The organism is Arthrobacter sp. Soil_N43 (assembly GCF_057655195.1).
This window is the reverse complement of sequence record NZ_JBDGML010000095.1, coordinates 51,287-77,142: the sequence shown is the minus strand read 5'-3', so window position 1 is coordinate 77,142 and position 25,856 is coordinate 51,287. Positions and strand designations below refer to the sequence as shown.

23 protein-coding genes and 1 pseudogene are annotated in these 25,856 nt (G+C 63.1%); 16 read left to right on the top strand and 8 right to left on the bottom strand.

Annotated features, from left to right (window positions below):
* The first annotated feature begins 54 nt into the window (after positions 1–54).
* The 3 genes from AC3A3W_RS12160 to AC3A3W_RS12150 all read left to right on the top strand — a co-directional run bounded on the left by AC3A3W_RS12160 (position 55) and on the right by AC3A3W_RS12150 (position 3,624).
* Positions 55–2,187 (top strand): DEAD/DEAH box helicase, encoded by a 2,133-nt coding sequence (locus tag AC3A3W_RS12160; protein ID WP_487443097.1) that lies wholly within the window; start codon positions 55–57, stop codon positions 2,185–2,187.
* Positions 2,180–2,848: a DUF2290 domain-containing protein gene (locus tag AC3A3W_RS12155; protein ID WP_487443096.1), complete on the top strand. Its 669-nt coding sequence runs from the start codon at positions 2,180–2,182 to the stop codon at positions 2,846–2,848. Before AC3A3W_RS12160 ends, AC3A3W_RS12155 begins: the two co-directional genes overlap by 8 nt.
* Before the next feature lie 347 nt (positions 2,849–3,195).
* On the top strand, positions 3,196–3,624 hold the full coding sequence (locus AC3A3W_RS12150) for an HNH endonuclease family protein (RefSeq protein WP_487443094.1): 429 nt from the start codon (positions 3,196–3,198) through the stop codon (positions 3,622–3,624).
* A gap of 344 nt (positions 3,625–3,968) precedes the next feature.
* Here AC3A3W_RS12150 and AC3A3W_RS12145 read toward each other — a convergent pair whose 3' ends face one another.
* A complete protein-coding gene (locus AC3A3W_RS12145; protein ID WP_487443092.1) occupies positions 3,969–4,913 on the bottom strand; it encodes a ribokinase in 945 nt (314 codons plus the stop codon).
* Between the two features lie 143 nt (positions 4,914–5,056).
* Between AC3A3W_RS12145 and AC3A3W_RS12140 the strand changes: the two genes are divergently transcribed.
* From AC3A3W_RS12140 to AC3A3W_RS12120, 5 genes are all read left to right on the top strand, one after another.
* Positions 5,057–6,478, top strand: a complete 1,422-nt coding sequence (locus AC3A3W_RS12140; RefSeq protein WP_487443090.1) for an MFS transporter — start codon at positions 5,057–5,059, stop codon at positions 6,476–6,478.
* A gap of 42 nt (positions 6,479–6,520) precedes the next feature.
* Complete coding sequence (locus tag AC3A3W_RS12135) at positions 6,521–7,540, top strand: nucleoside hydrolase (RefSeq protein WP_487443088.1); 1,020 nt, start codon at positions 6,521–6,523, stop codon at positions 7,538–7,540.
* Positions 7,541–7,590: 50 nt separating this feature from the next.
* A complete protein-coding gene (locus AC3A3W_RS12130) occupies positions 7,591–8,889 on the top strand; it encodes a S8 family serine peptidase (protein ID WP_487443086.1) in 1,299 nt (432 codons plus the stop codon).
* Between the two features lie 85 nt (positions 8,890–8,974).
* On the top strand, positions 8,975–9,559 hold the full coding sequence (locus tag AC3A3W_RS12125; protein ID WP_487443084.1) for a hypothetical protein: 585 nt from the start codon (positions 8,975–8,977) through the stop codon (positions 9,557–9,559).
* Positions 9,560–9,907: 348 nt separating this feature from the next.
* Entirely contained in the window at positions 9,908–10,756 is an 849-nt protein-coding gene (locus tag AC3A3W_RS12120) for an esterase/lipase family protein (RefSeq protein ID WP_487443083.1), read from the top strand.
* Between the two features lie 73 nt (positions 10,757–10,829).
* On the opposite strand, the gene AC3A3W_RS12115 is transcribed toward AC3A3W_RS12120, so the two are convergent.
* The 5 genes and pseudogenes from AC3A3W_RS12115 to AC3A3W_RS12095 all read right to left on the bottom strand — a co-directional run bounded on the left by AC3A3W_RS12115 (position 10,830) and on the right by AC3A3W_RS12095 (position 14,591).
* Positions 10,830–11,612, bottom strand: a complete 783-nt coding sequence (locus AC3A3W_RS12115) for a GntR family transcriptional regulator (protein WP_487443081.1) — start codon at positions 11,610–11,612, stop codon at positions 10,830–10,832.
* A 454-nt stretch (positions 11,613–12,066) separates the two neighbouring features.
* Positions 12,067–12,858: a hypothetical protein gene (locus AC3A3W_RS12110; RefSeq protein ID WP_487443079.1), complete on the bottom strand. Its 792-nt coding sequence runs from the start codon at positions 12,856–12,858 to the stop codon at positions 12,067–12,069.
* A 218-nt stretch (positions 12,859–13,076) separates the two neighbouring features.
* Positions 13,077–13,691 carry a tetratricopeptide repeat protein gene (locus AC3A3W_RS12105; RefSeq protein ID WP_487443113.1) on the bottom strand — a complete coding sequence of 205 codons (615 nt, stop codon included), beginning with the start codon at positions 13,689–13,691 and terminating at the stop codon, positions 13,077–13,079.
* Positions 13,692–13,949: 258 nt separating this feature from the next.
* Positions 13,950–14,102 (bottom strand): annotated as a pseudogene (locus AC3A3W_RS12100) (DUF4236 domain-containing protein); the annotation flags it as partial.
* 114 nt (positions 14,103–14,216) lie between these two features.
* Complete coding sequence (locus tag AC3A3W_RS12095; protein ID WP_487443078.1) at positions 14,217–14,591, bottom strand: PH domain-containing protein; 375 nt, start codon at positions 14,589–14,591, stop codon at positions 14,217–14,219.
* 150 nt (positions 14,592–14,741) lie between these two features.
* Here AC3A3W_RS12095 and AC3A3W_RS12090 point away from each other — a divergent pair, with 150 nt between their 5' ends.
* Positions 14,742–14,984 (top strand): hypothetical protein, encoded by a 243-nt coding sequence (locus tag AC3A3W_RS12090; RefSeq protein ID WP_487443076.1) that lies wholly within the window; start codon positions 14,742–14,744, stop codon positions 14,982–14,984.
* Positions 14,981–15,136, top strand: coding sequence for a hypothetical protein (locus tag AC3A3W_RS12085; RefSeq protein ID WP_487443075.1), 156 nt, complete (start codon positions 14,981–14,983; stop codon positions 15,134–15,136). Before AC3A3W_RS12090 ends, AC3A3W_RS12085 begins: the two co-directional genes overlap by 4 nt.
* A gap of 62 nt (positions 15,137–15,198) precedes the next feature.
* Here AC3A3W_RS12085 and xylB read toward each other — a convergent pair whose 3' ends face one another.
* Together xylB and AC3A3W_RS12075 are read right to left on the bottom strand one after the other, a co-directional pair.
* Positions 15,199–16,599: a xylulokinase gene (gene xylB / locus AC3A3W_RS12080; RefSeq protein ID WP_487443073.1), complete on the bottom strand. Its 1,401-nt coding sequence runs from the start codon at positions 16,597–16,599 to the stop codon at positions 15,199–15,201.
* The gene (locus AC3A3W_RS12075; RefSeq protein ID WP_487443071.1) at positions 16,596–17,546 is read right to left on the bottom strand and encodes a sugar-binding transcriptional regulator; all 951 of its coding nucleotides are present in this window, start codon (positions 17,544–17,546) and stop codon (positions 16,596–16,598) included. The genes xylB and AC3A3W_RS12075 overlap by 4 nt, the downstream gene beginning before the upstream one ends.
* A gap of 223 nt (positions 17,547–17,769) precedes the next feature.
* Here AC3A3W_RS12075 and AC3A3W_RS12070 point away from each other — a divergent pair, with 223 nt between their 5' ends.
* From AC3A3W_RS12070 to AC3A3W_RS12045, 6 genes are all read left to right on the top strand, one after another.
* Positions 17,770–19,122 (top strand): ABC transporter substrate-binding protein, encoded by a 1,353-nt coding sequence (locus AC3A3W_RS12070; protein WP_487443069.1) that lies wholly within the window; start codon positions 17,770–17,772, stop codon positions 19,120–19,122.
* A gap of 20 nt (positions 19,123–19,142) precedes the next feature.
* Entirely contained in the window at positions 19,143–20,111 is a 969-nt protein-coding gene (locus AC3A3W_RS12065) for a carbohydrate ABC transporter permease (RefSeq protein WP_487443067.1), read from the top strand.
* Entirely contained in the window at positions 20,108–21,043 is a 936-nt protein-coding gene (locus AC3A3W_RS12060; RefSeq protein ID WP_487443066.1) for a carbohydrate ABC transporter permease, read from the top strand. Before AC3A3W_RS12065 ends, AC3A3W_RS12060 begins: the two co-directional genes overlap by 4 nt.
* A 34-nt stretch (positions 21,044–21,077) precedes the next feature.
* On the top strand, positions 21,078–22,139 hold the full coding sequence (locus tag AC3A3W_RS12055; protein WP_487443065.1) for an NAD(P)-dependent alcohol dehydrogenase: 1,062 nt from the start codon (positions 21,078–21,080) through the stop codon (positions 22,137–22,139).
* A 26-nt stretch (positions 22,140–22,165) separates the two neighbouring features.
* On the top strand, positions 22,166–23,638 hold the full coding sequence (locus AC3A3W_RS12050; protein ID WP_487443063.1) for a mannitol dehydrogenase family protein: 1,473 nt from the start codon (positions 22,166–22,168) through the stop codon (positions 23,636–23,638).
* Between the two features lie 202 nt (positions 23,639–23,840).
* Entirely contained in the window at positions 23,841–25,793 is a 1,953-nt protein-coding gene (locus AC3A3W_RS12045; protein WP_487443061.1) for an LVIVD repeat-containing protein, read from the top strand.
* Positions 25,794–25,856: the final 63 nt, after the last annotated feature.

Below are 25,856 nucleotides of genomic sequence, written 5' to 3'. Positions count from 1 at the left end.
TGTTAGTATTCCTGCGTGAGTGTAGACATAATCCGAGGAACGAACGCGAAGCCCGTGGCAACCGAAGCACTCATTGCGAGTTTCGATGGTCAGGCGGACCTCACCGGACAGCTGTGGATAGGCTATCCGTTGCTTGGAGGTAATGACGGGGCGTACCCTGTGGATGCCGTTTTCATTTCCCCAAACCACGGCATTATTGCCATTGACTTGATTGAGGGGCCTGACACAGCGGGCCACGCGGACCGCCAGGAAGATCTCGTGCGTCTCCTAAGTTCACGACTCATGCTCCAGCGAGCCCTAGTAAAAAAGGGAAAGCTGCGTGTTCAACCTGAGGCGTTGAGCTTTTCGCCGACACATTCGACACAGAACGCGAGCATGGGAGATGAGGACTATCCACTTTGCAGTCCCGCAACGCTTGAGACGGCACTGAACTCGCTCCGGCTTCCTCCTGTTGATGCTGAGACTCTCGAAAGCCTCACCTCTGCGGTGCAAAACCTGTCTGGCCTTAGAAGTGGGCGGACACCCAGGGTGCTCAAGCAGAAGGATTCCCGTGGGGCTAGGCTCTCCAACCTTGAGAAGTCCATTGCCACCCTCGACAAGCAACAAAGTGAAGCTGTGGTGGCGACCATAGATGGCGTCCAGAGAATTCGGGGCCTGGCCGGCTCCGGCAAGACGATCGTGTTGGCGCTCAAAGCTGCCTACCTACATGCCTATCATCCGGACTGGAACATCGCGGTCACGTTTAACGCTCGATCGCTGCAGGATCAGTTCGTGCGGTTGATACGACGGTTCTTCATTGAACAAGGGGGTGAGGAGCCCGACTGGAATCGTCTCCGCGTGATGAATGCATGGGGAGGACGCGGACGAGAAGGCACGGGGATATATGCTGAATTCTGTCGAAGCAACAAGATTGATTTTTGGGACTATAGAAATGCGTCCCAGATGTATGGAAGTCAGGGTGCGTTTGAGGGCGTATGCTCAGCGGCATTAAAAGAAGCGCTTAGCCCGGTTCCATTTTTCGATGCCATATTAGTGGACGAGGCGCAGGATTTCCCACCCAGCTTTCTTAGGTTGTGCTACGAGATGCTTGACGAGCAGAAGCGTCTCGTCTATGCCTACGATGAGCTGCAAAATCTGTCCGGCAAGGGCATGGCCTCGGCCGAAGAGATTTTTGGAAAGGGTAAGAATGGCCGCCCTAGAGTTGACTTTGAACGCAATGGCGGAGCCGAGACGACCGGTCAGCGGGACATAGTTCTCGAGAAATGCTACCGAAACTCCGGACCCCTTCTCGTCGCTGCTCATGCCTTGGGTTTCGGTATCTACCGGGAATCACCGGAGGGAGCAGACACGGGCATAGTGCAGATGTTTGATAAGTCCTCCCTCTGGCAGGATATTGGCTATGAATCGACGAATGGTTCCCTTCAGGCCGGAGAACGGGTGGAGCTGACTCGCACAAATCGGACAAGCCCATATTTCTTAGAGAATCACTCGTCGAGGTCTGACTTAATCCAATTTCACACCTTTGCGTCGATCGAGGAGCAAAATATCTGGGTCGCCGACCAAATCAAGGCCAACCTTGAGGAAGACGACTTGCGCCATGATGACATTATGGTGGTCAACCCGAATCCACTCACGGCTAGAACGAATCTCGGCCCGCTCAGAAAGACGCTCCTCGAGGCAAACGTCCAAACGCACCTCGCCGGTGTGGACACCACCGCTGACGTATTCTTCCAACGGGACCAAGACTCGGTCACCTTCACGGGAATCTATCGAGCGAAGGGTAATGAAGCTGGAATGGTGTACGTCGTTAACGCACAGGAAGGGCAGGCTCTAACGGCAAATTTGGCGCTAGTTCGAAATAGGCTCTTCACCGCCATTACTCGCAGCAAAGCTTGGGTCCGTGTGGTCGGCGTCGGCCCAGAAATGGAGCAATTGAAAAAGGAATTCGAACGGGTTCGTGACGCCGACTTTGCGCTGAATTTCGTTTATCCCGATGAAGCGCAGCGCGCAAAAATGAGAATTCTTCATCGGGAGGTGAATGCGGACACCCAGAAAGCGATCAATACCCGAAACTCCTCCGCAAGGTTGCTACTTGAAGATCTCCAAAACAAGAGATTGTTCCTAGAAGACCTGGATCCGGAAATTACGGCGCAACTTCGGTCAATGCTGACAGAGCAAGATGACTAGGGGCCCAAATGCCCGCGAAATATTCAACGAAACAAGGATCACGGTTCACAATCTGGTAGGCCTGGGCCTAGCGGACGATTCCCGTGACCCTGTCCTTACCGTGAGGAACAATCGCTCCACAATTCAGACTCAGGTACGCGTCGATGGGAGCGTCCTGCATGCAGAATCTTATACCGCGTTATACGAAGACCAATTCATACGCGGTGTTTACAATGCTTTGCTTCCTGATGGTGCTCTCCTTCAAATGTGTTATGAATTTTCGGGTCGGACCCTCGAGACTCATCGCTTGGCTTACCTTCCCTCGCCGCAGTTGGAACCATTCCAAAATGACCCCGAGATGTACATTCGAGAGGTGCCGTACCTGGACGTCGTAGGTCGCCAAGTTGTGCCCGTGCCGTTGAGATTCGACTACGACGCGCGGCCCGGAGTAGCCCAGGAGGGTGGGCACCCCGCTTCGCATCTGACACTGGGGCAGTATGCGCATTGCCGAATTGCACTGTCTGGACCCGTCCGGCCATCGGTGTTCGCGGATTTCATTGTGCGTCACTTCTACTCGGCGCCGGGTTACACCCCGGCACGTCTTGCCTCAACACATGCCGGTTTTGGCAGCACAATCACGCGTGCTGAGGCTCTGGACACTCATCTCTCGATAATGCTCTAGGTGCATCTCGCCACTAGGGGCGGTGTCACTCGAGCGACGGGGGTGGCTCTTGATGCCGGCATCGATACGGTCGGCGATGTAGTAGTTCACCCATGGATCAGGTGCCGCAGCTGGTGTTGGCCTGGCGCAGGCACGTTCCGATGCCACGGTTTGGGCGAGACGCTCGATCCTGACGTTCATCCCACGGTTGTTTGGGAACCGTGAACCGCTGTTTCGCGCCGAGCTAGGCTGCGGCGGCCGTGAAATCCGCCGCGCAACGTAAGGGAAGGCGTTGTCGGTGATGATGCATTCGATCTTCCTGATACCGTGCGCGTTGAGGAACTCGGCGGCTCTGAATCGGTCACGTATTGGCGGAATATGAGCGGGCTTTCACGCGATCGGACATCATGAGGGATCTTCCAGAAATCACCGTCGACCACATATTACCGCAGAACTATTCTGGACAGTGGGCGCTCAAGTTCAGTCCGCAGGAACATAAAGAGTTAGTCAATACTTGGGCGAATTTGGTTCCACTATCGCAGCCTGCGAACTCTTCCAAAAGTGATCGAGACTGGTCGGCGGTACGCGACCACTTAAGAGTTGAGACCGTTTTCTCAACGACAAAGAAGATTTACACGGATTATGAAGATTGGACTCCTGAAGCGATTGTAAATCGTTCCGAACGATTGAGGTCGCTGTCGTCGGCTGCTCCAGGTGCGTGTGTGGCCCTTCGCTCGGAAAGGCCGGCCTCGCCGTGCTGGAGCGGACCTGCCGGACACATGGAGACCTGCTGGTAGACCGCCTCGGTCGGCGGCGAGCAATTCCTCGGCGACCTGCCAGCCCAAGCGGCCCGTCCCCATCGAAACGCCTTGCGGCAGGTGGCCGAGGCTCCCCGCAGTCCTTCGGATTTGTCGTCCGCAAGACCGCGAAAAGGACCGACTGTTGAAACGGTCAGCCGTCTGCAGTTCAGCTTGTAACTCGTGAACGTCGGCATGAACGCCTTGGTGCCGGCCGGCCCATCCAAGGCAGACGCGGGCCTGAAGGCCGTGGTGTGAAAGGTGGCGTTGGCGTTCACAGTGTCATGAAGGCCGGCATGAACTGCCAAGGGATAGGGTCTACCTGGTCGTACTTTTTCCAGAGTTTAGTGTGTCCGGGGCTTCAGGCTGCCCTGAAAGCCTCTCCCGGTACGAGCAGCACTCGGCGACTCCGCGGCATCAGGAGAGTGTGCTGGCTGGCTTCGCGACCGCTCAACGTAGTGCTCAAGGTGCGCCAGTGCCGGCTGCGACGAGGGATCACCCACCGCGTCCGCACCGACCGCATTAGCTACCGCCAACGCGTGCTCGTAGGGAAGCCCAGCCCGGAGCGCCAGTACCAGGGCCGAACAGAATGCGTCTCCCGCACCGATGGTGTTTGCCACTGCCACGGCCGATGCGGGAGCCTCAGCCACTTTCCGGCCGTGTTCAAACATCGCCGAGCCGTCCTTGCCGTACGTCACGGCCACCAGCTTTGCCGACGCGAGGGCCGGAATCAGCTCGTACTCGGTCTCGTTGACGATCACCAGGTCGCACCGCTCCAGCAGCTCCGCTGGCAGGTCCATGGCCGGCGCCGCGTTCAGGACGAAGAAGCCGGAGGAGCGCCGGGCGGCCTCCAGCACCACCGGCAGGCCGACCTCGAGCTGGCACAGCACCGTCTCCTCGGCCGAGAACGCCACGCCCTCCAAAGAAAAAGCAGAGTTCGCCCCCGGGCACACCACGATCTGGTTCTCACCCTCGCGGTCCACCACGATCAGCGCGGTACCCGTCGCGTCGCCGTCGAGCACCGCCACATCGGCGGTGTCCACACCGGCACCGGAAAGTGCTTCCAGCATCAGCCGGCCCTGGGCGTCGTCGCCCACTGCGCCGATCATCTGGGCGCTCCCGCCCAGACGCGCGGCGGCCACGGCCTGGTTGGCTCCCTTGCCGCCCGGCTGCTGCTGCAGGATGCCACCGCCGACGGTCTCCCCGGCGGTGGGGAGCCGGTCCGTGGTGGCAATGATGTCCAGGTTGATGCTGCCGACGACGGTGACGGCAGGAAGTCGAGTGCTCATAAGGAAAGTCCTATCAGGTCGAGCCAGGGGCGGCTGAATTAGCAAATAGTGTACGCCATGGTTGTACTTGTGCGTCATACATGGTTGTATAACAACTCACATCCCAAAGGCAGGACCCCGCCTGCAGAACAAAGGAGTTTGATGTGAACAGCCCAACCCCGGTCACCACCTCGCCGCCAGCCGTCGTCGAAGATCAAACAAAGCTCAGCGGCCGCCGCGCCGCCCTGCTGATCTCCAGCCTGCTGCTCGGCGTGCTGTCCTTCCAGCTCAACGCCAGCATGGTCACCCCGGCGCTGCCGCAGATCGCGGCCTCCTTCGGCCTGGGCGCCGAGGCAGCCGCCCCCGTGCAGTCCATGTTCTTCCTCGCCGGCGCCATCGCCGGCCCGGTCATCGGGCGCTGGAGCGACTTCATCGGCCGCCGCGCCGCCCTGCTCCTGGTCCTGGCGATCATGGGCGCGGGCACCCTGCTCTGCATCGCCGCCCCCACGCTGCCGCTCCTCATCGCCGGCCGGTTCCTGCAGGGCGTCTCCAGTGCGGTCTTCGCCCTGGCCTACATCGTCCTCAGCGAAAACCTGAACGCCCGCGTCTTCGGCACCTCCGTGGGCATCATCGCCGCCATCAACGGGGGAGTGGGCGGCGTGGACGGCTACGTTGGCGGCCTCATGGCCGAAACACTCGGCTTCCGGTCCATCTTCGCCGTCGTCCTGGTCCTGACCGCCATCGCCGCCGCCTGCATCATCAAAACCGTCCCGGCCGGACGCCCCCAGGGAGTGCGCGGCGCCATGGACTGGTGGGGCGCCGGATCCCTGTCCGTGTTCCTGGTCTTCATCACCTACTTCGTCTCCGGCGGCTCGGCCGCCGGCTGGACCGCTCCCAGCACGCTGGCCCTGCTCGCCGGAACCGTGGCGTCCTTCGCCGCCTTCTGGATGATCGAAAAGAAGCGCAACCACCCGCTGATCGCCGTGCACCACCTGCGCTCCCGCCAGGTCTGGCCCGTCATCGCCACCACCGTCCTGACCCTCGCCGGCATCTTCGCCGTCATCAACTTCACCGTGGTGCTGCTCAGCCAGGACGCCCACCAGGGCTTCGGCCTGAGTGCCTCACTGTCCGCGCTCCTGTTCCTCACCCCGGCCGCGCTCATCGGCGTCTTCGCCGCACCGCTCGCCGGCTGGCTCGCCGACCGCCGCGGCTGGATCAAGACCCTCCGCGCCGGCACCGGCCTCAGCCTCGCCTGCGCCATCGCCGCGGCCACCTTCTCCGACAGCCAGATCGCCGTGCTGATCGCCGTCGCCGCCCTCGGCATCTTCTACAACGGCTTCTTCCTCACCGCCATCAACGGACTCTCCGTCCTGCTCTCACCCAAGGAAGCACCCGCGGCCCTGCCCGGCATCAACGGCGCCTCCTTCGGCATCGGCGCGAGCCTCGGCGTCGTTCTTGTCGCACCGTTCGCCGCCCAGGCCACCTCCGCCGGCTACGCCACCGCGCTCTGGATTTCGGTGGCCATCACGGCGGCCGCGTTCATCGTCAGCCTCTTCGTCGCCGCCCCCAAGGGCGAATCCCTCTAACCTCTCACCAAACTCAGCACCAACGAAACGAGAACCACCATCATGACCACGCCCGCCAGCCACCCGTTCTACCTCGACTGTGACACCGGCATCGACGACGCCCTCGCCCTGGCCTACCTGCTCACCTCCCCGCAGGCGGACGTGCGGGGGATCGGCACCGTCAGCGGCAACGTCAGTGCCGCCGTCGGCGCCCGCAACACCCTGGACCTGCTCCAGCTCGCCGGGCACGCGCACATCCCCGTAGCGCTCGGCGCCCACCACCCGCTCGCCGGTTCCTTCGGTGGCGGGGCACCGTGGGTACACGGCGAGAACGGGATCGGGGAAGTCTCGCTGGAACCGGCCGCCGTTTCGCTGGCGCCCGAAACCGCTGCCGAGATGCTGGTCCGGCTCGCGCACGAACACCCCGGCACGCTGCGGGTGCTCGCCATCGGCCCGCTGACCAACATTGCCGAGGCCCTCCGGCTGGATCCTGCGCTGCCTTCACTGGTGGACGAGATCACCGTCATGGGCGGTGCTGCCCTGGCCCCCGGCAACATCACGGCGGTGGCGGAGGCGAACATTTTCAACGACCCCGAGGCGGCCGCCCTGGTGCTGGCCGCCGACTGGGACGTGACGCTGGTGCCGCTGGACGTGACCATGGCCAACGTCCTGGAGGAAACGCACCGGCAGGAGCTGCTTGCGTCGCCCGGTCCTGTGCCGCGGGCGCTGGGGGAGATGCTCGGCTACTACTTCCGGTTCTACGAGGGCCTGTTCGGCCGGCCCTGCTCCGCCATGCACGACCCGTTGGCGGCGGCGCTCGCCGTGGGCGGGGTCCGTGCCGCGGTGGCCCCGGTGGTGCGTGCCGCCGTCGACACCGGCGACGGCCCTGGCCGCGGGCAGACCATCTGCGACATGCGCGGCTTCTACAGGGATTACCCGGAGCAGTCCGATGCGCGGTGCCGCGTGGTGCTGGAGCTCGACGGCGACTTCGCCGCACACCTGGTGGAGGTGCTGCTTTCGCTCTCGCTCGGTGAAAGTACGACGGCGGCGCTCGCCTCCGCGGCCACGTCACCGGCCATGTAATTTGGCGTCAGCTCTATCTAGCCAGTGCAGATTGAAGCAAGATACTCCTCATGAAAAGAATCGTTATAGCTAGCCTCGCCGCCGTAGTCATAGGCTGCGGCGCAATCACGTTGGCAGCCCCGAGCAACGCCGTGGCGCCGGGCAACGCGGCGACCCAGTCATCACATGTTGCGGGACAGATCATGGTCAAATTCCGCGACAAGGGTGCGGCGGCTGGCGCCCTGCGCCAGCACGGCCTCAGGGAGGGCCCCGGTATCGGCAGCACTGGCGCTCAACTCATCAAGGTGCCCGCCGGCAAAGAACTGCAGCTCATCGACGCCTTGAGCCGGAACCCGGTAGTTGAGTACGCCGAGCCGGACGAGCAGGTTACTGCCGCCACCAATGACCAGTACTTCCCGCAACAGTACGCCCTGCAGAACACTGGTCAGTCTCTCACCAGCACCAACGGCACGCCGGTGGCGGCCGACGGCACAGCGGACGCCGATGTCGATGCCGTCGAAGCGTGGACCGCCACGACCGTGAAAGGCACACCAGTCGCCATTCTCGATTCAGGGGTGGCTAATGTCCACGACGACATCGCACCGCAGGTTGTTGGATTCGCCAACTTCGTGAGTGCGGACACCAAAGAAGATCCCAAAGCAGACCCCGAGGACAAGTACGGCCACGGCACCCACGTCGCCGGCATCGTTGCCGCCAAAGCCAACAACACGATAGGTGTTGCCGGTGTCTGCCCGGACTGCACCATCCTGGATGTCAAGGTGCTCAATGACAGCGGGTCCGGCTCCAGCTCGGCCATTGCAAACGGCATCAGCTGGGCCGCCGCCAACGGTGCCAAAGTGATCAACATGAGCCTCGGACAGCGTGTCTCGTCACGCACGCTGGAAACTGCCGTCAACAACGCATGGAACCGAGGCGTGGTGATAGTAGCCGCGGCCGGCAATGCCGGTACGCAGGCCAAGATCTACCCGGGCGCGTATCCCAACGTTATTGCCGTGGCTGCAACGGACAACAGGGATGTCAAAGCGTCGTTCTCGACCTATGGTAAATGGGTGGATCTCGCGGCGCCGGGTGTTAATGTCTACTCGACCTTCCCGAACCACCCCTTCGTCCTGGGGACGCAGAACGGCCGGTCCACGGGTTATGACATTGGCAGCGGCACCTCAATGGCCTCGCCTATTGTCGCCGGCGTTGCCGCCCTGGTCTGGAACACGCCTGCCGGCACCGCAAACTCAACAGTCCGCGAAAAAGTCCAATCCACCGCTGACAATATTGATGGAACGGGCACCCTCTGGGAGCACGGCCGCGTGAACGCCTGCGAGGCCGTCGATGGTGATTGCCCCCAGCCCTAGCGCATGACCGGCCCGCGCCCGCATGACCGGCCGGGGCCCGGGCCGGTTATGCGGGGGAGGGCCGCCCAAGCACCGGACGGATCCCATGGAATACCCTGCCTTCACAGTGAACTTCCCGGTGATCCTTGTGTCTGTCATGGTCACCGTTGTTGTCGGCATTATTGCTCTTGTCCTCAATAGCCTGAAAAAGCGCCTGACCGCCTTGATCCTGAGCGGTGGAACGGTGCTGCTGATTACCGCCTTCGTGGTTGCCAGCGGCTTTCTGGAGGCGGCTAGAACCAACGAGATGCTACGTGCAGCAGACGACCTTGCTGTTCCTGAGGGCTTCAAGCTCGGAAATGTGCAGGGAAGGACAGGGCGGATCGTTCAAGCCACGGCATTCCTTCCCTGCCTGGCTGTGACTGCGCCCTGCCCGTCCCTGCACCGGCAGTGGTCGGGTCCTGAAGGCCAGGAGATGACCCGGGCAGACGTGGAACGGATGATCCGTGACAGCGGGTGGCAGGGAAGGCTGGTCATCAACGAGGAAAACTGCGAGCTCCGGTACACGAACAGCAGTTGGATCACTTGTGAGGCGCGCGGGAAGCTCAAGGACTTTGATGCTCAGGTGAGGCTGTCTCAGATTAGGGGAGACGCATGGTGGCTGTCGTTCATGCTTGACCCGGAAAGATAGTAACTTCCCTTTAGCGTGCCCCGCATATTAGTCCGGCCCAAGACCGCGTTCCCTGACCTGCTTCACTGCCACACCGCCGTTGCACCTTTGTGCAGGTGCGTTTGGCCGTTTGTCCTGACCGCCGTCCTAGAAAAAGGGTTACTGACCAGTAGCTTTGGGTCGGGGCCGGAGTGCCACTGCAGGGCAGACAGACTTCGCCAGGCAGCCGAATTTCGCGCACATCCGTGCAAAACCATGGCTCCACCGGACTCCGTGCTGCCTACATTTGAGTACCCGGGCATTTGGCACGCAGAACCAAGTTTCTACTTTCTGCCCCGGCCCCGTAGACACACGAACAAAGAGGTTTTCATGTCGCTGCTCACCAGAGCCTTGTCCGTTACCGCCATTGCCGCCCTTACCTTTTCCTTGGCCGCGGCTCCGGCCCAAGCCGGAGTCGTTGAGATTTCTCCGCCGGGAGCCAACGACTGGTCCTGCAAACCGACTGCCGAGCACCCCTATCCGGTCATTCTGGTCCCTGGAACTTTCGAGAGCATGGAGAAGAACTGGTCCACCCTGTCGCCCTACCTCAAGAGCGCCGGGTACTGCGTTTTCGCCCTCAACTACGGCGAGACGAACGGCGTGTATGCGACCGCGCCAGTGGCCGAATCAGCGCAGGAACTCGCTCCGTTCGTGGATGCAGTGCGTGCCGCCACCGGCGCCAAGAAAGTGAATCTGGTAGGGCATAGCCAAGGCGGCATGATGCCCCGCTACTACATGGGCTTTCTCGGCGGCGCCAAATACGTCCATCAGCTCATTGGCGTCGCACCCTCCAACCACGGCACCGAAGGTGTGATCGTCCCGCCGCCGGGCGTTGTCCCGGATCCGGACTACACCGGCCTGGGCTGTGCCGCCTGCGCCGACCAGCAGGCAGGGTCGGCTTTCATGCAGAAGCTCAACTCCATCGGGGACACTGTTGCAGGCCCCTCCTACACCGTCATCTCCACGGTCCACGACGAAGTGGTCATTCCCTACAACAGCCAGTTCCTCAACGGTCCGGCGCGGCAGGTCACCAACATCACCATCCAGGACAAGTGCCCCGCCGACCTCTTCGAACATGACCAGGCGCCAAACGACCCTGTGGTGCACCAGTTCGTGGCCCACGCGCTGGGCAAGGTGTCCGGTCCGGCTGACCCGGCCTACCAGCCCAAGTGCCTTTAGCAGTGGATGACGGCCGGGGATCGGACCGGTTGTGCGGGGAAGGGCCGCGCAAGCTCAGCCGGACTTAGTCGCCTCAGGACTGGAGCGACTGCATCACGGACAGGTGCCCGGCGCGTGCCGCGACCAGGCACTTGGCCAGGTAGAAGGGCCGGGTCGCGTGCCTGACGTACTGCGTCAGCACGAGGACCGGATCCGGGGCGCGCAGGTCGAGCAGCTTGGCCCGGCTGGGGCCCACCTGGCTCAGGCCGATCTGGCATTCGCCCGGCCCCAGAACCCGGCCGAAGCGGGAGTTAAGGGCGGCGAGCAGCGTGGTGCCGCCGTCGTCGTCGATTTCCAATCGTGCGGGGGCGGCCTTGCCGACACGGAGCGGCCCGGCGGAGATGTTTTCCTGCAGGTGGGCGACGGCTTCGCCGTCGCGGATCAGGACCGATTCCCAGAGCCAGCAGTCGGCGCCGGGCTCGACGCCGACGCCGGGGGCGACGAACTCGGAGGCGGGCTGCCGTTCGCGCTGGATGCGTTTGATTTCAAGGTGCTGTCCGGGGCCGCCGAGGACTTCCTCGAAGGGGCGGATCCGTTCGATGCCGATGCGGGGGAGGGTGTCGGCGACGAACCGGCCGACGCCGCGGCGGGCCCGGATGAGGCCGTCCTCCTCAAGGAGCATCAGGGCTTCGCGGACCACGGTGCGGCTGACCTTCATGTCGGTGCCGAGGTCGGTCTCGGTGGGGAGCATGGAGCCGGGGGTGAGCAGGTTGTTGCGGATGGCCTCGGCGATCCGGGAGTAGACGGCAACCCGGAGCGGCGACCCGGCCTGGGCCTCCACCGGCTGGGACAGGAACCTTGCGGCGTCCTCGTGCACGTTATGCCTCGCTTAGATCTGTGGTTGATCCAGCTTAACAAGTGCTACGCGTTTGTTGGACAAGGTGCGAGCGCACGACAGCTAACTATCGACGCCCCTTCGGCCTGGGTCACCGCCTCACGCTGCCGGACGCCGCTGGATCCCCAGGCGGTCATGGTCGTGACAACAACACCTCATGACCGCCGGGGGCTACGCCGTTCGAGGTTCACCGCAGTGCTGATGGTCCTGGACTCATGCGCCAGCATGGCCTGAAGTTCCTGTAAAACAGCGCTGCCAGACGCTGAAAGGAGTTGCCCTACCTGCCAGCAGGATCTCAGGTCGTGCTGGCAGGTAGGCAGAGGAGTTGCGCTGGACAACATCAACGCTCCATGGAGCCCAGATCAGGGGTTGTAGCCGGCGCGCCGTCCACTAGGTCAAGAGGCAGACCGTGGATGCGCTGTATAGGGGGTTTGACCTATTCGCATCCGACGCCATCACCATTGCGGTCTAGGCCATAGATGTCAGATCCGACCACGGATACAGGTCCCCCAACGTAGGCGGGACCATTCCCGCTTCCTCCGGAGCAATCCACGTCTGAGGCGATCGGAACGCATGCTCCGGCATAATTGGGATCGCACCCCGAGGGAGCAGCGGGCGCCGGCGCCGGCACTGGAACTGCTGCTTGGCGGGCAGCTTCGGCAGCGGCTGCCTTTTCCTGTTCAGCTCGTGCCGCTTCTTCCTGCGCCGCCTTGTCCGCGGCGGCCTTATCTGCAGCAGCTTTTGCGGCCGCTTCCTGCGCTGCCTTGTCTGCAGCAGCTTTTTCCTGTGCTGCCTTCTCTGCAGCAGCCTTTTCCTGGGCTGCCTTGTCTGCAGCAGCTTTTGCGGCAAGTGCCGCGGCCGCCGCCCGCGCATCGGTGAGCTTCTTCGAGGCCGACTCTTCCATCCAAACCAGTTCCCCAGCATCGGTTTCCGTGCAGACGAAAACGGTCGGCGGGTACTCTTCAGTCGTGTTCTCCGTATCGCAGGAGGTCGTCGCAGGAGCAGTAGGAGTGGCCGTCGGGGACGCCGATGCTGAACTCGTGCTTTGCGACAACGAAGCGACTGGTGGCCCTGCACACGAGGCGACGGAGAGAATGGCGGCGCACGTTATCAACACGCTCATCATTGGCCGATTGGCGGTTCGCAGACGGCTCAGGACGGCGCCCGTCAGGGGACTCATCCTGTGCTCTTTATTTCGCGCGTCATTGCGACGAAAAGAAATATTCATTTGTTCCCCATAAAGCTGAAGTTGGTGCGAATTGCCTGCCGAGCGTAGCATTCCAGATTCAGTAAGAAACAGATGTTCCCCATGACAAAACTTGTCATTGACAATGCCGCGTAGCTTCAGCTCTGTGAAAATGTGTAACGCGATTCAGGATATTTGCGCCGGAGCAGTTGAGCCGTGCCTGAATGGTAAGCCAGTGCACCCCGGCTGCCTTGCCGGGTTCAGGCTCCTAAGTTGGCGAGGTGCTCGCGGAGCCCCGGATAGTTACTGTTCTGGGCCAGAACCTTTTCGAAGTCCTTGCGTGCCATCGCCCGCTTCCCCTCACTCAGGTAGGTTAGGGCCCGCTCGATCAGTGCACGCTGCCGGAGTTCCGCAGGCCGGGAGCGCACCCGCAGCGCTTCCTTGAACGCCTCGCGGGAAGCATCCGGGAAGCCCTGCACCCTGAAAGCGATGCCGCGCTGGATGAGGAGGTATGTGGCCGCCTCGTCATCGTTCTGGAGGCCCTCAGTGAGATCGACTACCTCATCCCATCGGCTTTGTGCCGTGTAAAGCTCAGCCAAAGAGACTGCGGAAACTGTGCTCGGCTCGAGTTGCTCAATGACGTCGACGGCTGAGGCGAGATTTCCCAGGTCCTGATGGATTTCAGCCAGCAGGAGTCCGATGAAGTCACGGTCCAAGGGAAGCGCCACGTCAATTCCCTCGGCAATCGGGAGATTGAAGGTGGCAGCCGACAGATACTTCCGAATGAATTCATCCGATGCCGGTTCATAGCCGCTATCGAAAAGCCAGGTCAACAGGTCGACAGCGCGTTGCCGGTCGCCCTTGGGCATTGCCACGAGCGTCGCCTCAAATAGGGCTGCGACTGGACGCGCTTGCTTGAATTCTGTTCCTATCCGTGGCAACTCGTTGGCATTGGGGCGTGCAAGCAATGCCCGGTGAAGTTCCTTCTCCCATTTGGGCGCGAAGAGTCCTGGAGTTGCTGGCTTGGGAGCTTGGGATTCGTGTCTCCCGGTCGCTCCAGGGCGGGCAGCGGCCGCGGATGGGCCCCGCCTGGTGGAACCAGTAGAAAGCGTCTTCACGTGTGAGAGTCCTGAGCCGGGAATACCTAGTGTGCGTGTCACACGACCGGAGGAATTTGCGGAGATTCTTGCTCCCCGGACGCCAGCGCTGAGGCCAACACTCTTTGGCGTTATCGTCATCCGTATCCCCGGTGCAATCTTGAACGACTTGCGAACCCTGAAACCCATGTCTTTCCCCTGTGTGTTTCCACTTCCCAGCCATGCAATCTCACAGCCAGAGGCCTGCGTGATTGACATGGTTCTAATCGATGAATGAAGCGTTGACCGAGAGAGGAAGCGAGACTAGTGTTGCGCGCCGAGGACCGAATGCGCGATCAGCATGTCCAGGCGCCGCACATCGACCTTCTTCCCCACCTTGATCTTGATGTGGCCTGCGCGGGTCCACATCTCCAGCTCAGCGTCGAGATCGAATTTTCCGGCGTTCTCCGAGGACCACATGTTGATGGCGGAGTAGGGCAGCGAGTACACCTCCACCTTCTTACCCGTCAGGCCCTGGGCATCCCGGACGATCATCCGCTTGGTCGTGAAAATGGCACTGTCCCGGAAGGTCTTGTACGCGGCCACGGGCTGCTCGCCCGGGAGCATAAGCTCCGTAACGTCATTGGGGATCGGGCATTCCTCGACGAACATCCACGTGGTTACTGCTGCTGCCTCCAAGGCTGCTCCTTTGATTGGTTCGGGCCAGCCCTCAGTGTCTCAGGCGGTCGACACCTCTCCGCGTTTCCGCGCCTTGGCGTGTCTCGTGGCGGGCTTTTCGGATCGATGCACAGGCGCCGCGTCCACTGAGGGAAGTGCAGGCTCAATGTCGTGGTCGGCCGGGCCAAAGCTGCCGCCGGCAAGACCTTCGCTGATCTTGCCGGAAACTTTGGCCGATCTTGCCTGAACGGGGTGAACATCGATTCATACCTGGAAGGAGTGAACATCATGGCTGACAACCAAGAATTGCTGGACTGGGTTTCCCCGCGCAAACAGCGGGAAATCGACAACCAGGCGGCATTCCTGCGCTATCTGCTGGAGCGTGAAGAGGCGCAAGGGGGTGGAAAATCATGAACGATTACGTTCCCCGTCCTCGGGAGCGGTATGACGCTCATTGGGTCATAAAACGCGACCTGGCGAACATCATCGCCAAGTACACCGAATGGGGCGACCACGAAACCGCCGCTGTCTACATGGAAGCACTGGCCCGCTACAACGGCGACTGAATCTGGCGCCTGCTCACACTCGCAGTCCTTCTTGACTGGTGCCCTGACGCGGGGGTCTGGGCTCACACGCCGTAGAAGCTCATGCGGGCCTCGACATAGCGTTCGCGGACTCCGAACCCCCAATCTCCTTGGGGTTCATAGGCAGCTTCGATGCTTCGCTTCCAGTCCGGAAGATCGCCAGAGGCTGCCCATGCAGCCTGTCTGGCTGCGCCGAGTGCGACGTATTCCCTGCTCGCCGGCACCTCGACGGGCAGGTTGAAGATGCTAGCCGCGGCCTGGCGCAGGGCCTGCGATTTCGAGCCTCCGCCAATCAGGAGAACCTTGTCCGGTGTGCCGCCGGACTGCCTCAGGACGTCGATGGCGTCGGCCAGTGAGTTCAGCACACCCAGCACCGAGGCGCGGGCGAGGTTCTCCGGAGTCATGTTGCTTCTGTTGAGGCCGGCCAGGGTTCCGCTCGCGTGGGGAAGGTTGGGGCTGCGCTCGCCGTCCAGGTACGGCAGCAGCGTGAGCCCGCCGGCGTCGCTGTCCGCGGACAGTGCCAGGGAATCCAGTTTGGCGAGGTCGACGTCGAGCATGGACGCCGTGGCGGCCATAACACGGGCGGAATTGAGCATGGCCAGCAGTGGCAAATGGGCGCCCGCGGCGTCTGCGAATCCCGCGATCGCACCTGTATGGTCGGGCATCGCTGATGCTGTGCTGGTGAAGACGGTTCCAGAGGTGCCGATGGAGACGACCACCTCGCCCGGGCGCAGACCGAGCCCCAGCGCTGCCGCCGCATTGTCCCCCGCACCGGCGGCAAGAACTGCGCCGTCGATGCCCCAGCCATTCTGCACGGTTCCCGCCTGCTCATTGGATGCCACGACTCGCGGAAGGCGCGGAACCCTTCCGAAGAAGCGTTCCAGCAGGTCGGCGCGGTAGCTGTTCGTGACCGGGGAAAAATAGCCGGTGCCTGAGGCATCGCTCCGGTCCGTGGTGAAGTCACCGCCCAGGGCGCCGTTCAGCCAGTCATGGGGGAGGACCACCTGGTCGACGCGGCTCGCGGCGTCCGGTTCGTTCCGCGCGAGCCACGCCAGCTTGGAGATGGTGAACGAGGCCACCGGGACAAGGTTGACGGCGTCGACCCACGCCTCGGGCCCCAGGGTGTCCCGGAGTCTGGCTGCCTCTGCTGCACTGCGGGTGTCGTTCCACAGCAGGGCGTCGTGCACAGGGCTGTTGGAGCTGTCGAGCGCCACCATCCCGTGCTGTTGGGCGGCGATGCCAGCAGCGGTAACCGAGCCGGCCAGGCGTTCCACTCCCGCGCCGTGCCATGCTTTGCGCAGCGCCGAGGTCCAGACCCGTGGGTCCACCGAGGTGAGGTCCGGATGGGCCGCCGCCCCCGAAGAGATGACATCTCCGCTGTGGGCGTCCACAGCGAGGACCTTGCAGGACTGCGTGGAGGAATCTACCCCTACGACAACACTCATTGACTGTTCTCCTCATCGATTAGATCAGTTAAGGCCTGGGCCAGCAGTGCATCAACGATCAACGTGGTGACAAAACCCGCCTTGGCCACAGCCAGCACGGCTTCTGCCCGTGCTTCCCCCTGGGCCACGGCGATCACCTTCGGCGTCCGCTGCAGCTGCTTGATGGTGACGGCGATGATCTGCTCGTCCAGCCCCGATTCAACCGGAACACCTTCTGCGTCGAGCAGCCGGCCCGAGCATTCGGCTACGGCGCCGGCCTCCACGGCTGCCTGGCGCACATCGGCGTCCGCCCGATCCCAGACGGTGGAGGTGCCGGGCTTCCAGGCACCGATTGCGACGACGGCCAAGTCGAGTGAATCGGCCCTTGCCAGGGCCCCGGCGATTTCCGGCTGGCGGCGCAAGCCGGCCGCCGTCGTCGTATCTTCCACCACCAGCGGCGCCCACAGTGGCCACGTGAGGCCCCCGCTCAGATGTCCCAGCCGCTGGATCAGCTCCAAGGGATTGCTGTCCCCGTCTGTGGGGAGAGCGCCGGCGAGCTGGACGACGTCGCAGCGGGGAAGCTCCCGGACCAGCCGCGAGGCCATGTCCAGGGTGCGGGACCACGAGATGCCCAGGGTCCCGTCCACCGGGGCCTGGCGGGAAAGTTCGGCGGCAGCCGCCCTCGCCAGGACGCCGCGGTCCTGGGCCGCATCCCCCGACGTGTCCGCGACAACCACCTCGCCTATCCCGAGTGAGGACTCGATGCGGCGGATGTCGGCGCCGGAGACGCGGGACGGGAAATGCACCTTGATTTCCACGATGCCCTTCTCGCGGGCCTCCGTGAGCAGCCGGGCCACCTGGAACCGGGAGACCCCGTAGCTGGCGCCAATTTCAACCTTCGAGCGGTTGTCCAGGTAGTACTCGCTGCTGATGCGCGCCAGAAGCTCGTCACGGGAAAGCTCGGGCATGTGCTCACCCCTCTCGCGTCCGATCATTTGAGTCTTGCCTCTTGCTCAAACGAGTATATATGACTAGAGTCACATAACAGATGAGCAATGTGAATTGCTCATACGAGCAGATGGAACCAGAAGAACCAAAGCTGCACTGCCCGACGCGAGACACCCTCCGGTCCACGGCCCGCAAAGCTGCGGCATGGGCTGGTACCCGATTTTTGAGCACATAGGAGTTCTTATGCGACCGACCATGCGCGCCGCCTCGATGGCCGCAGGTGCCCTGTGCATCGCCCTTTCCGGCACAGCCTGCGCAGGCGCCGGCGGCGGAAACTCTGCCGGCGACCCGAACAGCATCAACGTGCTGATGGTGAACAACCCGCAGATGGAGGACCTGCAGCGGCTCACCGCGGATAACTTCACCAAGGAAACCGGGATCAAGGTCAACTACACGATCCTGCCGGAGAACGATGTGCGGGCCAAGATCAGCCAGGAGTTCTCCAGCCAGGCCGGCCAGTACGACGTCGCCTCGCTGTCCAATTACGAGATCCCGTTCTTCGCCGCGAACGGCTGGCTCGCCCCGCTGGACAACGTGGCCAAGGATCCTTCGTTTGACCAGGACGACATCCTTCCCGCCTACACGGCGTCCCTCACCGGTGCGGACGGCAAGCTCTACGGCGAACCGTTCTACGGCGAATCCTCCTTCCTGATGTACCGGAAGGACATCCTGGACGCGAAGGGTCTGACCATGCCGGAAAAGCCCACTTGGGATGAGGTCGCGGAGATAGCCGCGAAGGCCGACGGCGCAGCCCCGGGGATGAAGGGCATCTGCCTGCGCGGCCAGCCCGGCTGGGGCCAGGTGTTCGCGCCGCTGACCACCGTGGTGAACACCTTCGGCGGAACCTGGTTCGACAAGGACTGGAACGCGCAGGTCAACTCCCCGGAATTCACAGCAGCGACCGAGTTCTACACCAAGCTGGTCCGCGAGCACGGCGAAGCAGGAGCCGCGCAGGCCGGGTTCACCGAGTGCCTGAACAACATGAGCCAGAGCAAAGTGGCCATGTGGTACGACGCCACCTCGGCCGCCGGAGCCCTGGAGGCCGAGACGTCACCGGTGAAGGGGAAGATCGGCTACGCCCAGGCCCCGGTGAAGGAAACCAAATCCTCCGGCTGGCTCTGGACCTGGTCCTGGGCCATGCAGGCGGCCTCCAAGAAGCAGGACGCAGCCGGGAAATTCGTTGCCTGGGCCAGCTCGAAGGAATACGAAGAACTGGTCGCCGCCAAGCTCGGCTGGGCAAAGGTTCCCTCCGGCAAGCGCATCTCCACCTACGAGAATGCCGAATTCCAGAAGGCGGCACCGTTCTTCAAGGCCGAACGCTTCGCCATTGAGAACGCCGACCCGAAAAACCCGGGCGCCCAGGAACGCCCGGCCGTCGGCATCCAGTTCGTCGGCATTCCCGAGTTCGCCGCCCTGGGCACGAGCGTCTCCCAGGGGGTCAGCTCGGCCATCGCAGGCCAGGGCACAGTGGCAGACGCGCTGGCCAAGGGCCAGGAAGCCGCAGAAAAAGTCGCCAAGAAGTACAAGCAGCCGTAACCGAACCGCAGGAGAATCCCATGACTACCGCAACGGCGCGCATCTCCCGCCCGGGACACAATGCAGCCACACCCTCACGAAACACCCGGTCGCGGGAACGCGCCCTGGCCTGGACGCGGCGTGCACCGCTGCTTCCTGCCCTGATCTTCCTCATCGTCGTCACCCAGCTTCCGTTCGTGGTGACCCTGATCATCTCGTTCCTGAACTGGAACAGCCTGAGCCCTGACAAGACCGCATTCGCCGGCGTGGAGAACTACGTCACGGTCCTCACGGACCCGAACCTGCGCCAGGCGATCTTCACCACTATCCTCCTCACCGTCTCGGTGGTCCTGGCCAGCCTGCTCCTCGGCCTGGGCCTGGCGCTGCTGCTGGACAAGAAGTTCATCGGCCGCGGACTGGCACGCACCCTGCTGATCGCACCGTTCCTGGTGGTGCCCGTGGCCGCGGCCCTCATCTGGAAGCACGCCCTCCTCAACCCCACCTATGGGCTGATCAACGGCATCCTGACCTGGATCTGGTCACTCTTCGGCAGCGCCACGGCGCCCCAGCTGGACCTGCTGTCCCAGGCGCCGATGATGGCCGTCATCGTCTCCCTGGTCTGGCAATGGACGCCCTTCATGATGCTCATCCTGCTGGCGGGCCTGCAGTCACGTCCCATGGACACCGTGGAAGCGGCCCAGATGGACGGCGCCACGCCCTGGGCGATCTTCCGGCACCTCACGCTGCCGCACCTGCGCCAGTACCTGGAGCTCGGCGGCCTGCTCGGGGCGATCTACATCGTGCAGAACTTCGACGCAGTCTTCACCCTCACCGCTGGCGGACTGGGGACGGCCAACCTGCCCTACGCCATCTACCAGACGTTCTACTTCGCCAACGAATACGGCCTGGCGTCCGCCGCCGGCGTCGTGGTGGTCATCGGCACCATCATCGTGGCGACCTTCGCCCTCCGCACCGTCTTTTCACTCTTCAAGAAGGAGGCAGCACGATGAGCACGCTCACCCCTGCCGCGCCCCAGAGCACACCCCCCGGCCCCACCGCACTGAACACCGGCACCCGGCGGGTCAGGCTCGGAAAGTTCGGGGGCAAGACCCGCATGGACCCCACCCGCAACAACACCGCTGCCGGTCTCGCGGCCTGGCTGCTGGCCCTGCTCTTCGCCGCCCCCGTCGTGTGGATGATCCTGACCTCCTTCCACTCCGAAACCGACGCCGCCACCAACCCGCCCTCCATCGCCGCGAACCTCACCCTGGACGCGTACCGGGAGTTCTTCGGGGAAACGTCCGGGGTCAGCCCGTGGCCGTCGCTTATCAACTCCGCCACCGCCTCGATCCTCTCCACGGTCCTTGTCCTGGCCCTGGCCATCCCCGCGGCGTATGCCCTGTCCATCCGGCCGGTAAAGAAGTGGACCGACGTGATGTTCTTCTTCCTCTCCACGAAGATGATGCCCGTGGTGGCCGCGATCCTGCCGCTCTACCTCTTCGCCCGAACCGTCGGAGCCCTGGACAACATCTGGTTCCTGATCCTGATGTACACGTCCATGAACTTGCCCATCGCGGTCTGGATGATGCGGTCATTCCTCGCGGAAGTACCGGTCGAAATGCTGGAAGCCGCCCAGATCGACGGCGCAAACCTGCTCCTGACCCTCCGCAAGGTCGTTGCCCCGGTGGCGATGCCCGGCATCGCCGCCACGGCCCTGATCTGCTTCATCTTCAGCTGGAACGAACTGCTCCTGGCCCGCGTCCTCACCGGCGTGGTTGCCGGCACGGCACCTGTCTTCCTGACCGGCTTCGTCTCAGGCCAGGGACTCTTTCTCGCGAAAGTCTGCGCGGCCGCCGTCGTCATTTCCCTCCCCGTGTTGTTCGCCGGCTTCGCCGCCCAGGACAAACTCGTCCAGGGCCTCTCCCTCGGCGCCGTGAAGTAACCAGCTCCCTTCGATTCCCAGAGGATTATTTTCGATGACAACATCTACCGCACAGTCCCCGGCCCTCGGACAGCCTGAGCTGCCGACCACGATGCGCGCCGCTGTCCTGAAGCGCCAGGGCGAGATGGTGATGGAAACCCTGGCCGTGCCGCAGCTGGAGGCCGATCAGGTCCTGGCGCAGGTCGCCGCCGTCGGTGTCTGCGGCAGCGACGTCCACTACTACGAGCACGGCCGGATCGGCGACTACGTGGTGGACCACCCGCTGATCCTGGGCCACGAACTCTCCGGCCGGATCGCCGCCGTCGGCAGCGCCGTCGATCCTGCCCGCGTCGGCCGGCGGGTCGCCGTCGAACCCCAGCGCCCCTGCCGCACGTGCAGGCAGTGCAAAGCCGGACGGTACAACCTGTGCCCGGACATCGAGTTCTACGCCACCCCGCCGATCGACGGCGCGTTCGCCGAGTACGTCACCATCCAGTCCGACTTCGCCTACGACATCCCGGACAGCGTCAGCGACGAGGCGGCCGCCCTGATCGAGCCGCTCTCTGTCGGGCTGTGGGCCTGCGAACGCGCCGACATCAAACCCGGCAGCCGCGTGCTCATCGCCGGGGCCGGCCCGATCGGCATCATCGCCGCCCAGGCCGCCCGGGCCTACGGGGCCACCGAAATCCACATCAGCGACATCGCCGAGGACCGCCTCGCCTTCGCGCTCGAGCACGGCGCCACGCACGCCCTGAACGCCAGGACCGACAGCGCCGAAGGCCTCGACGTTGACGCGTTCATCGACGCCTCCGGCGCCCCGCAGGCCGTCCGCGCCGGCATCAAGGCCGTCGGCCCCGCCGGACGGGTCATCCTCGTCGGGCTCGGGGCGGACGACGTCGAACTCCCCGTCTCGTACATCCAGAACCGCGAGATCTGGCTCTCCGGAGTTTTCCGCTACACGAACACCTGGCCGCTGGCCATCCAGCTCATCGCCGACGGAAAAGTGGACCTGGACATCCTGGTCACCGGCAAATTCCCCCTCGCCGAATCCGAAGAAGCCCTCAAGGCCGGCAAACAGCCCGGCCAGCTCAAAGCCATCGTCTACCCGGGCCGCTGACGGCCCGTCCCGAAAGGAAGAATCACGTGCAACCGCTCACAAACGCAACACTCACCGGACTCCCGGTGACCATGGGCAAACCGTCCTATGACCGATCAGCACTGACGGCAGGAATCGTCCATTTCGGCGTCGGCGGCTTCCACCGCGCCCATCAGGCCATGTACCTGGACCAGCTGATGAATGCAGGCCTGGCACATGACTGGGCCATCTGCGGCGTGGGTGTGCTGCCCGGCGATGCACGCATGAAGCAGGTAATGGATAAACAGGATTGCCTGTACACGCTCGTCGTGAAGAACCCTGACGGTTCCCGGGAAGGCCGGGTTATCGGCTCGATCATCGAGTATCTCTTCGCCCCCGACGACCCCGAGGCCGTCATCGAAAGAATGGCGTCCGACGCAGTCCGGGTCGTTTCGCTGACCGTCACCGAAGGCGGTTACAACTTCCACCACGTCACCGGCGACTTCGACGCCGAGAACCCCGATGTGGTCCACGATCTCCAGCCGGGCGCCGCGCCGCGCACCACCTTCGGACTCATTACTGAAGCCCTGCGCCGCCGTCGGGAACGCGGTCTGGAGCCTTTCACGGTGATGTCCTGCGACAATATCCAGGGCAACGGCGACGTCGCGCGGAAGATGTTCACCACCTTTGCCGCGCTCAAAGAGCCGGCTCTGGGCGCCTGGGTCACTGAAAACGTGCCCTTCCCCAACAGCATGGTGGACCGGATCACCCCCGTCACCACGGGCGAAGACCGCAGGGCCATCGCCGAGGAATTCGGGGTGGAGGACGGCTGGCCGGTGGTCTGCGAACCCTTTGAGCAGTGGGTGCTGGAGGACCATTTCAGCCTTGGACGCCCGCCCTTTGAAAAGGCCGGTGTGCAGCTCGTGGAGGACGTGGAACCCTACGAGCTGATGAAGCTGCGGCTGCTGAACGCCAGTCACCAGGGCATGTGTTATTTCGGCCACCTGACCGGCTACCGGTATGCGCACGAGGCGGCGCAGGACCCGCGGCTCTCGCGGTTCCTGCTCGACTACATGGACAAGGAAGCGACCCCGACGCTGCACCCGGTGCCCGGCATCGATCTCGACGTCTACAAGCGCACCCTCATCGAGCGCTTCTCCAACGAGTACGTCCGCGACACCCTGGCCCGTCTCTGTGCCGAGAGCTCGGACCGGATCCCGAAATGGCTCCTGCCCGTGGTCCGCGTCAACCTCGAAAACGGGGGAGAGATCCAGCGGTCAGCGGCCATCGTGGCCAGCTGGGCCCGGTACGCCGAAGGAACGGACGAACAGGGCAACCCGATTGACGTGGTGGACCGGCTCAAAGACACACTCATGGCCGCCGCCGCACGGCAGCGGCAAGATCCGCTGTCCTTCATCGCAAACCGGGAAGTTTTCGGGGACCTCATCGACAACGAACGGTTTGTCGCTGCCTACACCGACGCCCTGGCCAGCCTGCATCAGTATGGAGCCAAGGAAACCCTGCGCCGCCTAGACGCGTAGGTGTTTGGTGAGGGCCGAGAGCAGGGTGGTGCCGCCGTCGTCCTTTATTTCCAGGGCGCGGCGGCGCCGCGGCAGGCGAGGGAAGCTGGGTGCGGGCTGGAAAAACCCATGATCGGAGTGGACTAGGGGAAAGCGTCAGGTCTAGGGTGTGCGCCATATGGGGGGACCATCCAACTAAATTCTCAGCTCGGGGGGGCACATCATGCGACAGCGCAGTAGGTTGGGTTTTATTGCAGCACTCAGCACCTTTTCACTCTTCACTTTTGGACTTACCGGCGCCACCGCCGATCCGGACGGCCAGCATGGTTCCGATGAGGGACATCTCCTCGGGACCGGCGCCGCCGGAAACCTCACACTCCTTGACAACGTGGACGTAACCGACACGCCGGACCTGATCGCCGATGTCACCGTCTCACCCGACGGGAACACGGCGTTTCTCGCCAACTGGGGCGAGCCCGATTGCGCCGGTCCCGAGACCGGCGGTCAGACCAGCCCCGACGCCGGAGCGTACGTCATCGACATCTCCAACATCGAAACAGACCCCCAATCCGCAAAGCAGATTGGCTTCATCCCCTCCCACCAGGACACCCGCCCCGGTGAAGGAATGCAGGTCGTGGAAATAACCACCGCACAGTTCAGCGGCGATGTCCTCGTGATGAACAACGAGGAATGCGGCAAGAACAGTAAAGGCGGTGTGTCCCTGTGGGATGTCACCGACCCCGCCAACCCGAAAAAGCTGTCTGAACATTTCGGTGACATGGAGCCAGGAAGCCGGGACGCCAACCAGATCCACAGCGCCTTCGCCTGGGACGCCGGGAACAACGCCTACGTTGTAGTCACCGACAATGAGCAGTTCCCCGATGTGGACATCCTGGACATCACCAACCCGAAGCGGCCCCGCCTGATAGCCGAATACGACCTCAATGCCTTCGGCGTCAACCAGCCGGACCTGAACCTGACGGAATCTTTCCTGCATGACATGGTCGTCAAGCAAGTCAACGGCCGCTACATTATGCTGCTCTCCTACTGGGACGGAGGCTATGTCCTGATGGACGTCACCGAGCCTCCAAAGGCAACGTTCATCGGCGACACCGAATTCGCTCAGAAGGACCCTGAACTGTTCGAGTCCCTCGGCGTCTCACTGACCCCGGAAGGCAACGCCCACCAGGCCGAATTTAACGTCGACAGCCGGTTCTTCATCGGAACGGATGAGGATTTTGCGCCCTACCGCACCGACGAGTTCACGATCACGAGCGGGCCTAACTCGGGCGTCTACCGTTCGGGGATCGTCTCGGGAGGTCAGGCACCGGCCGTCCTGCCCGACCTGACCCTCAGTGGGCCCGTTGTCCACGGCGGCTACGGCTGCCCGGGCTCTGCCCCGCTGCCCAATCCCGAGAGTGTTCCGGGGTACGCGGAGTCGCTGCAAGCCGGTGATGAAAGCATCCTGGTTCTCCAGCGCGGCCCCGTCGGTGACCCGAGCGCATCCGAAGAGCCATGCTTCCCGGGTGAAAAAGCCCATGAAGCCGCAGTGGCAGGCTGGGACGCAGTTGTCTTCGTGAACCACCACAGCGGTGAGGCTGCCGGCGGAGCACCGTTCTGCGGCTCGGGTGCCTTCGTGGACGAGATCGTCGCCATCTGCACCACGCACGAAGCCTTCCACGCATTGTTCAACCGGGCACCGCTGACTCCTCCATGGACCTACCCGGAAGACATCGCGATCGGCACCGTGGGAGAAAGGATCAAGGTCGGATCGATCTTCGACGGGTGGGGTTACGTCCATCTCTTCGACGCCCAGACCCGGCAGGAACTGGACACCTACGCCATCCCCGAGGCGCATGATCCCGCACATGCGTTTGGTTTCGGAGACCTCAGCGTCCACGAGGTAGCCGTTGACCCCCAGGACGAATCCCTCACCTACCTGTCGTATTACTCAGGCGGGCTGCGGGCGGTACAGATCCAGTGCGGCGGCGTACCGTACGACTCGGATAATCCGCCGGCAGACTCCACAGGATGCGAGCTTGCTGAAGTCGGTAGCTACCTCGACCCTGCCGGAAATGATTTCTGGGGAGTCGAAACCTTCGTTGGAGAGGACGGCAGGACCTACATCCTCGGCAGCGACCGTGACAGCGGTCTATGGATCTTCCAGAATCCGTAAAAGTCCAGGAGAAATAAGGAAGGGAGCGGGCAAACCGCTCCCTTCCTTATTTCGTTGACGCTA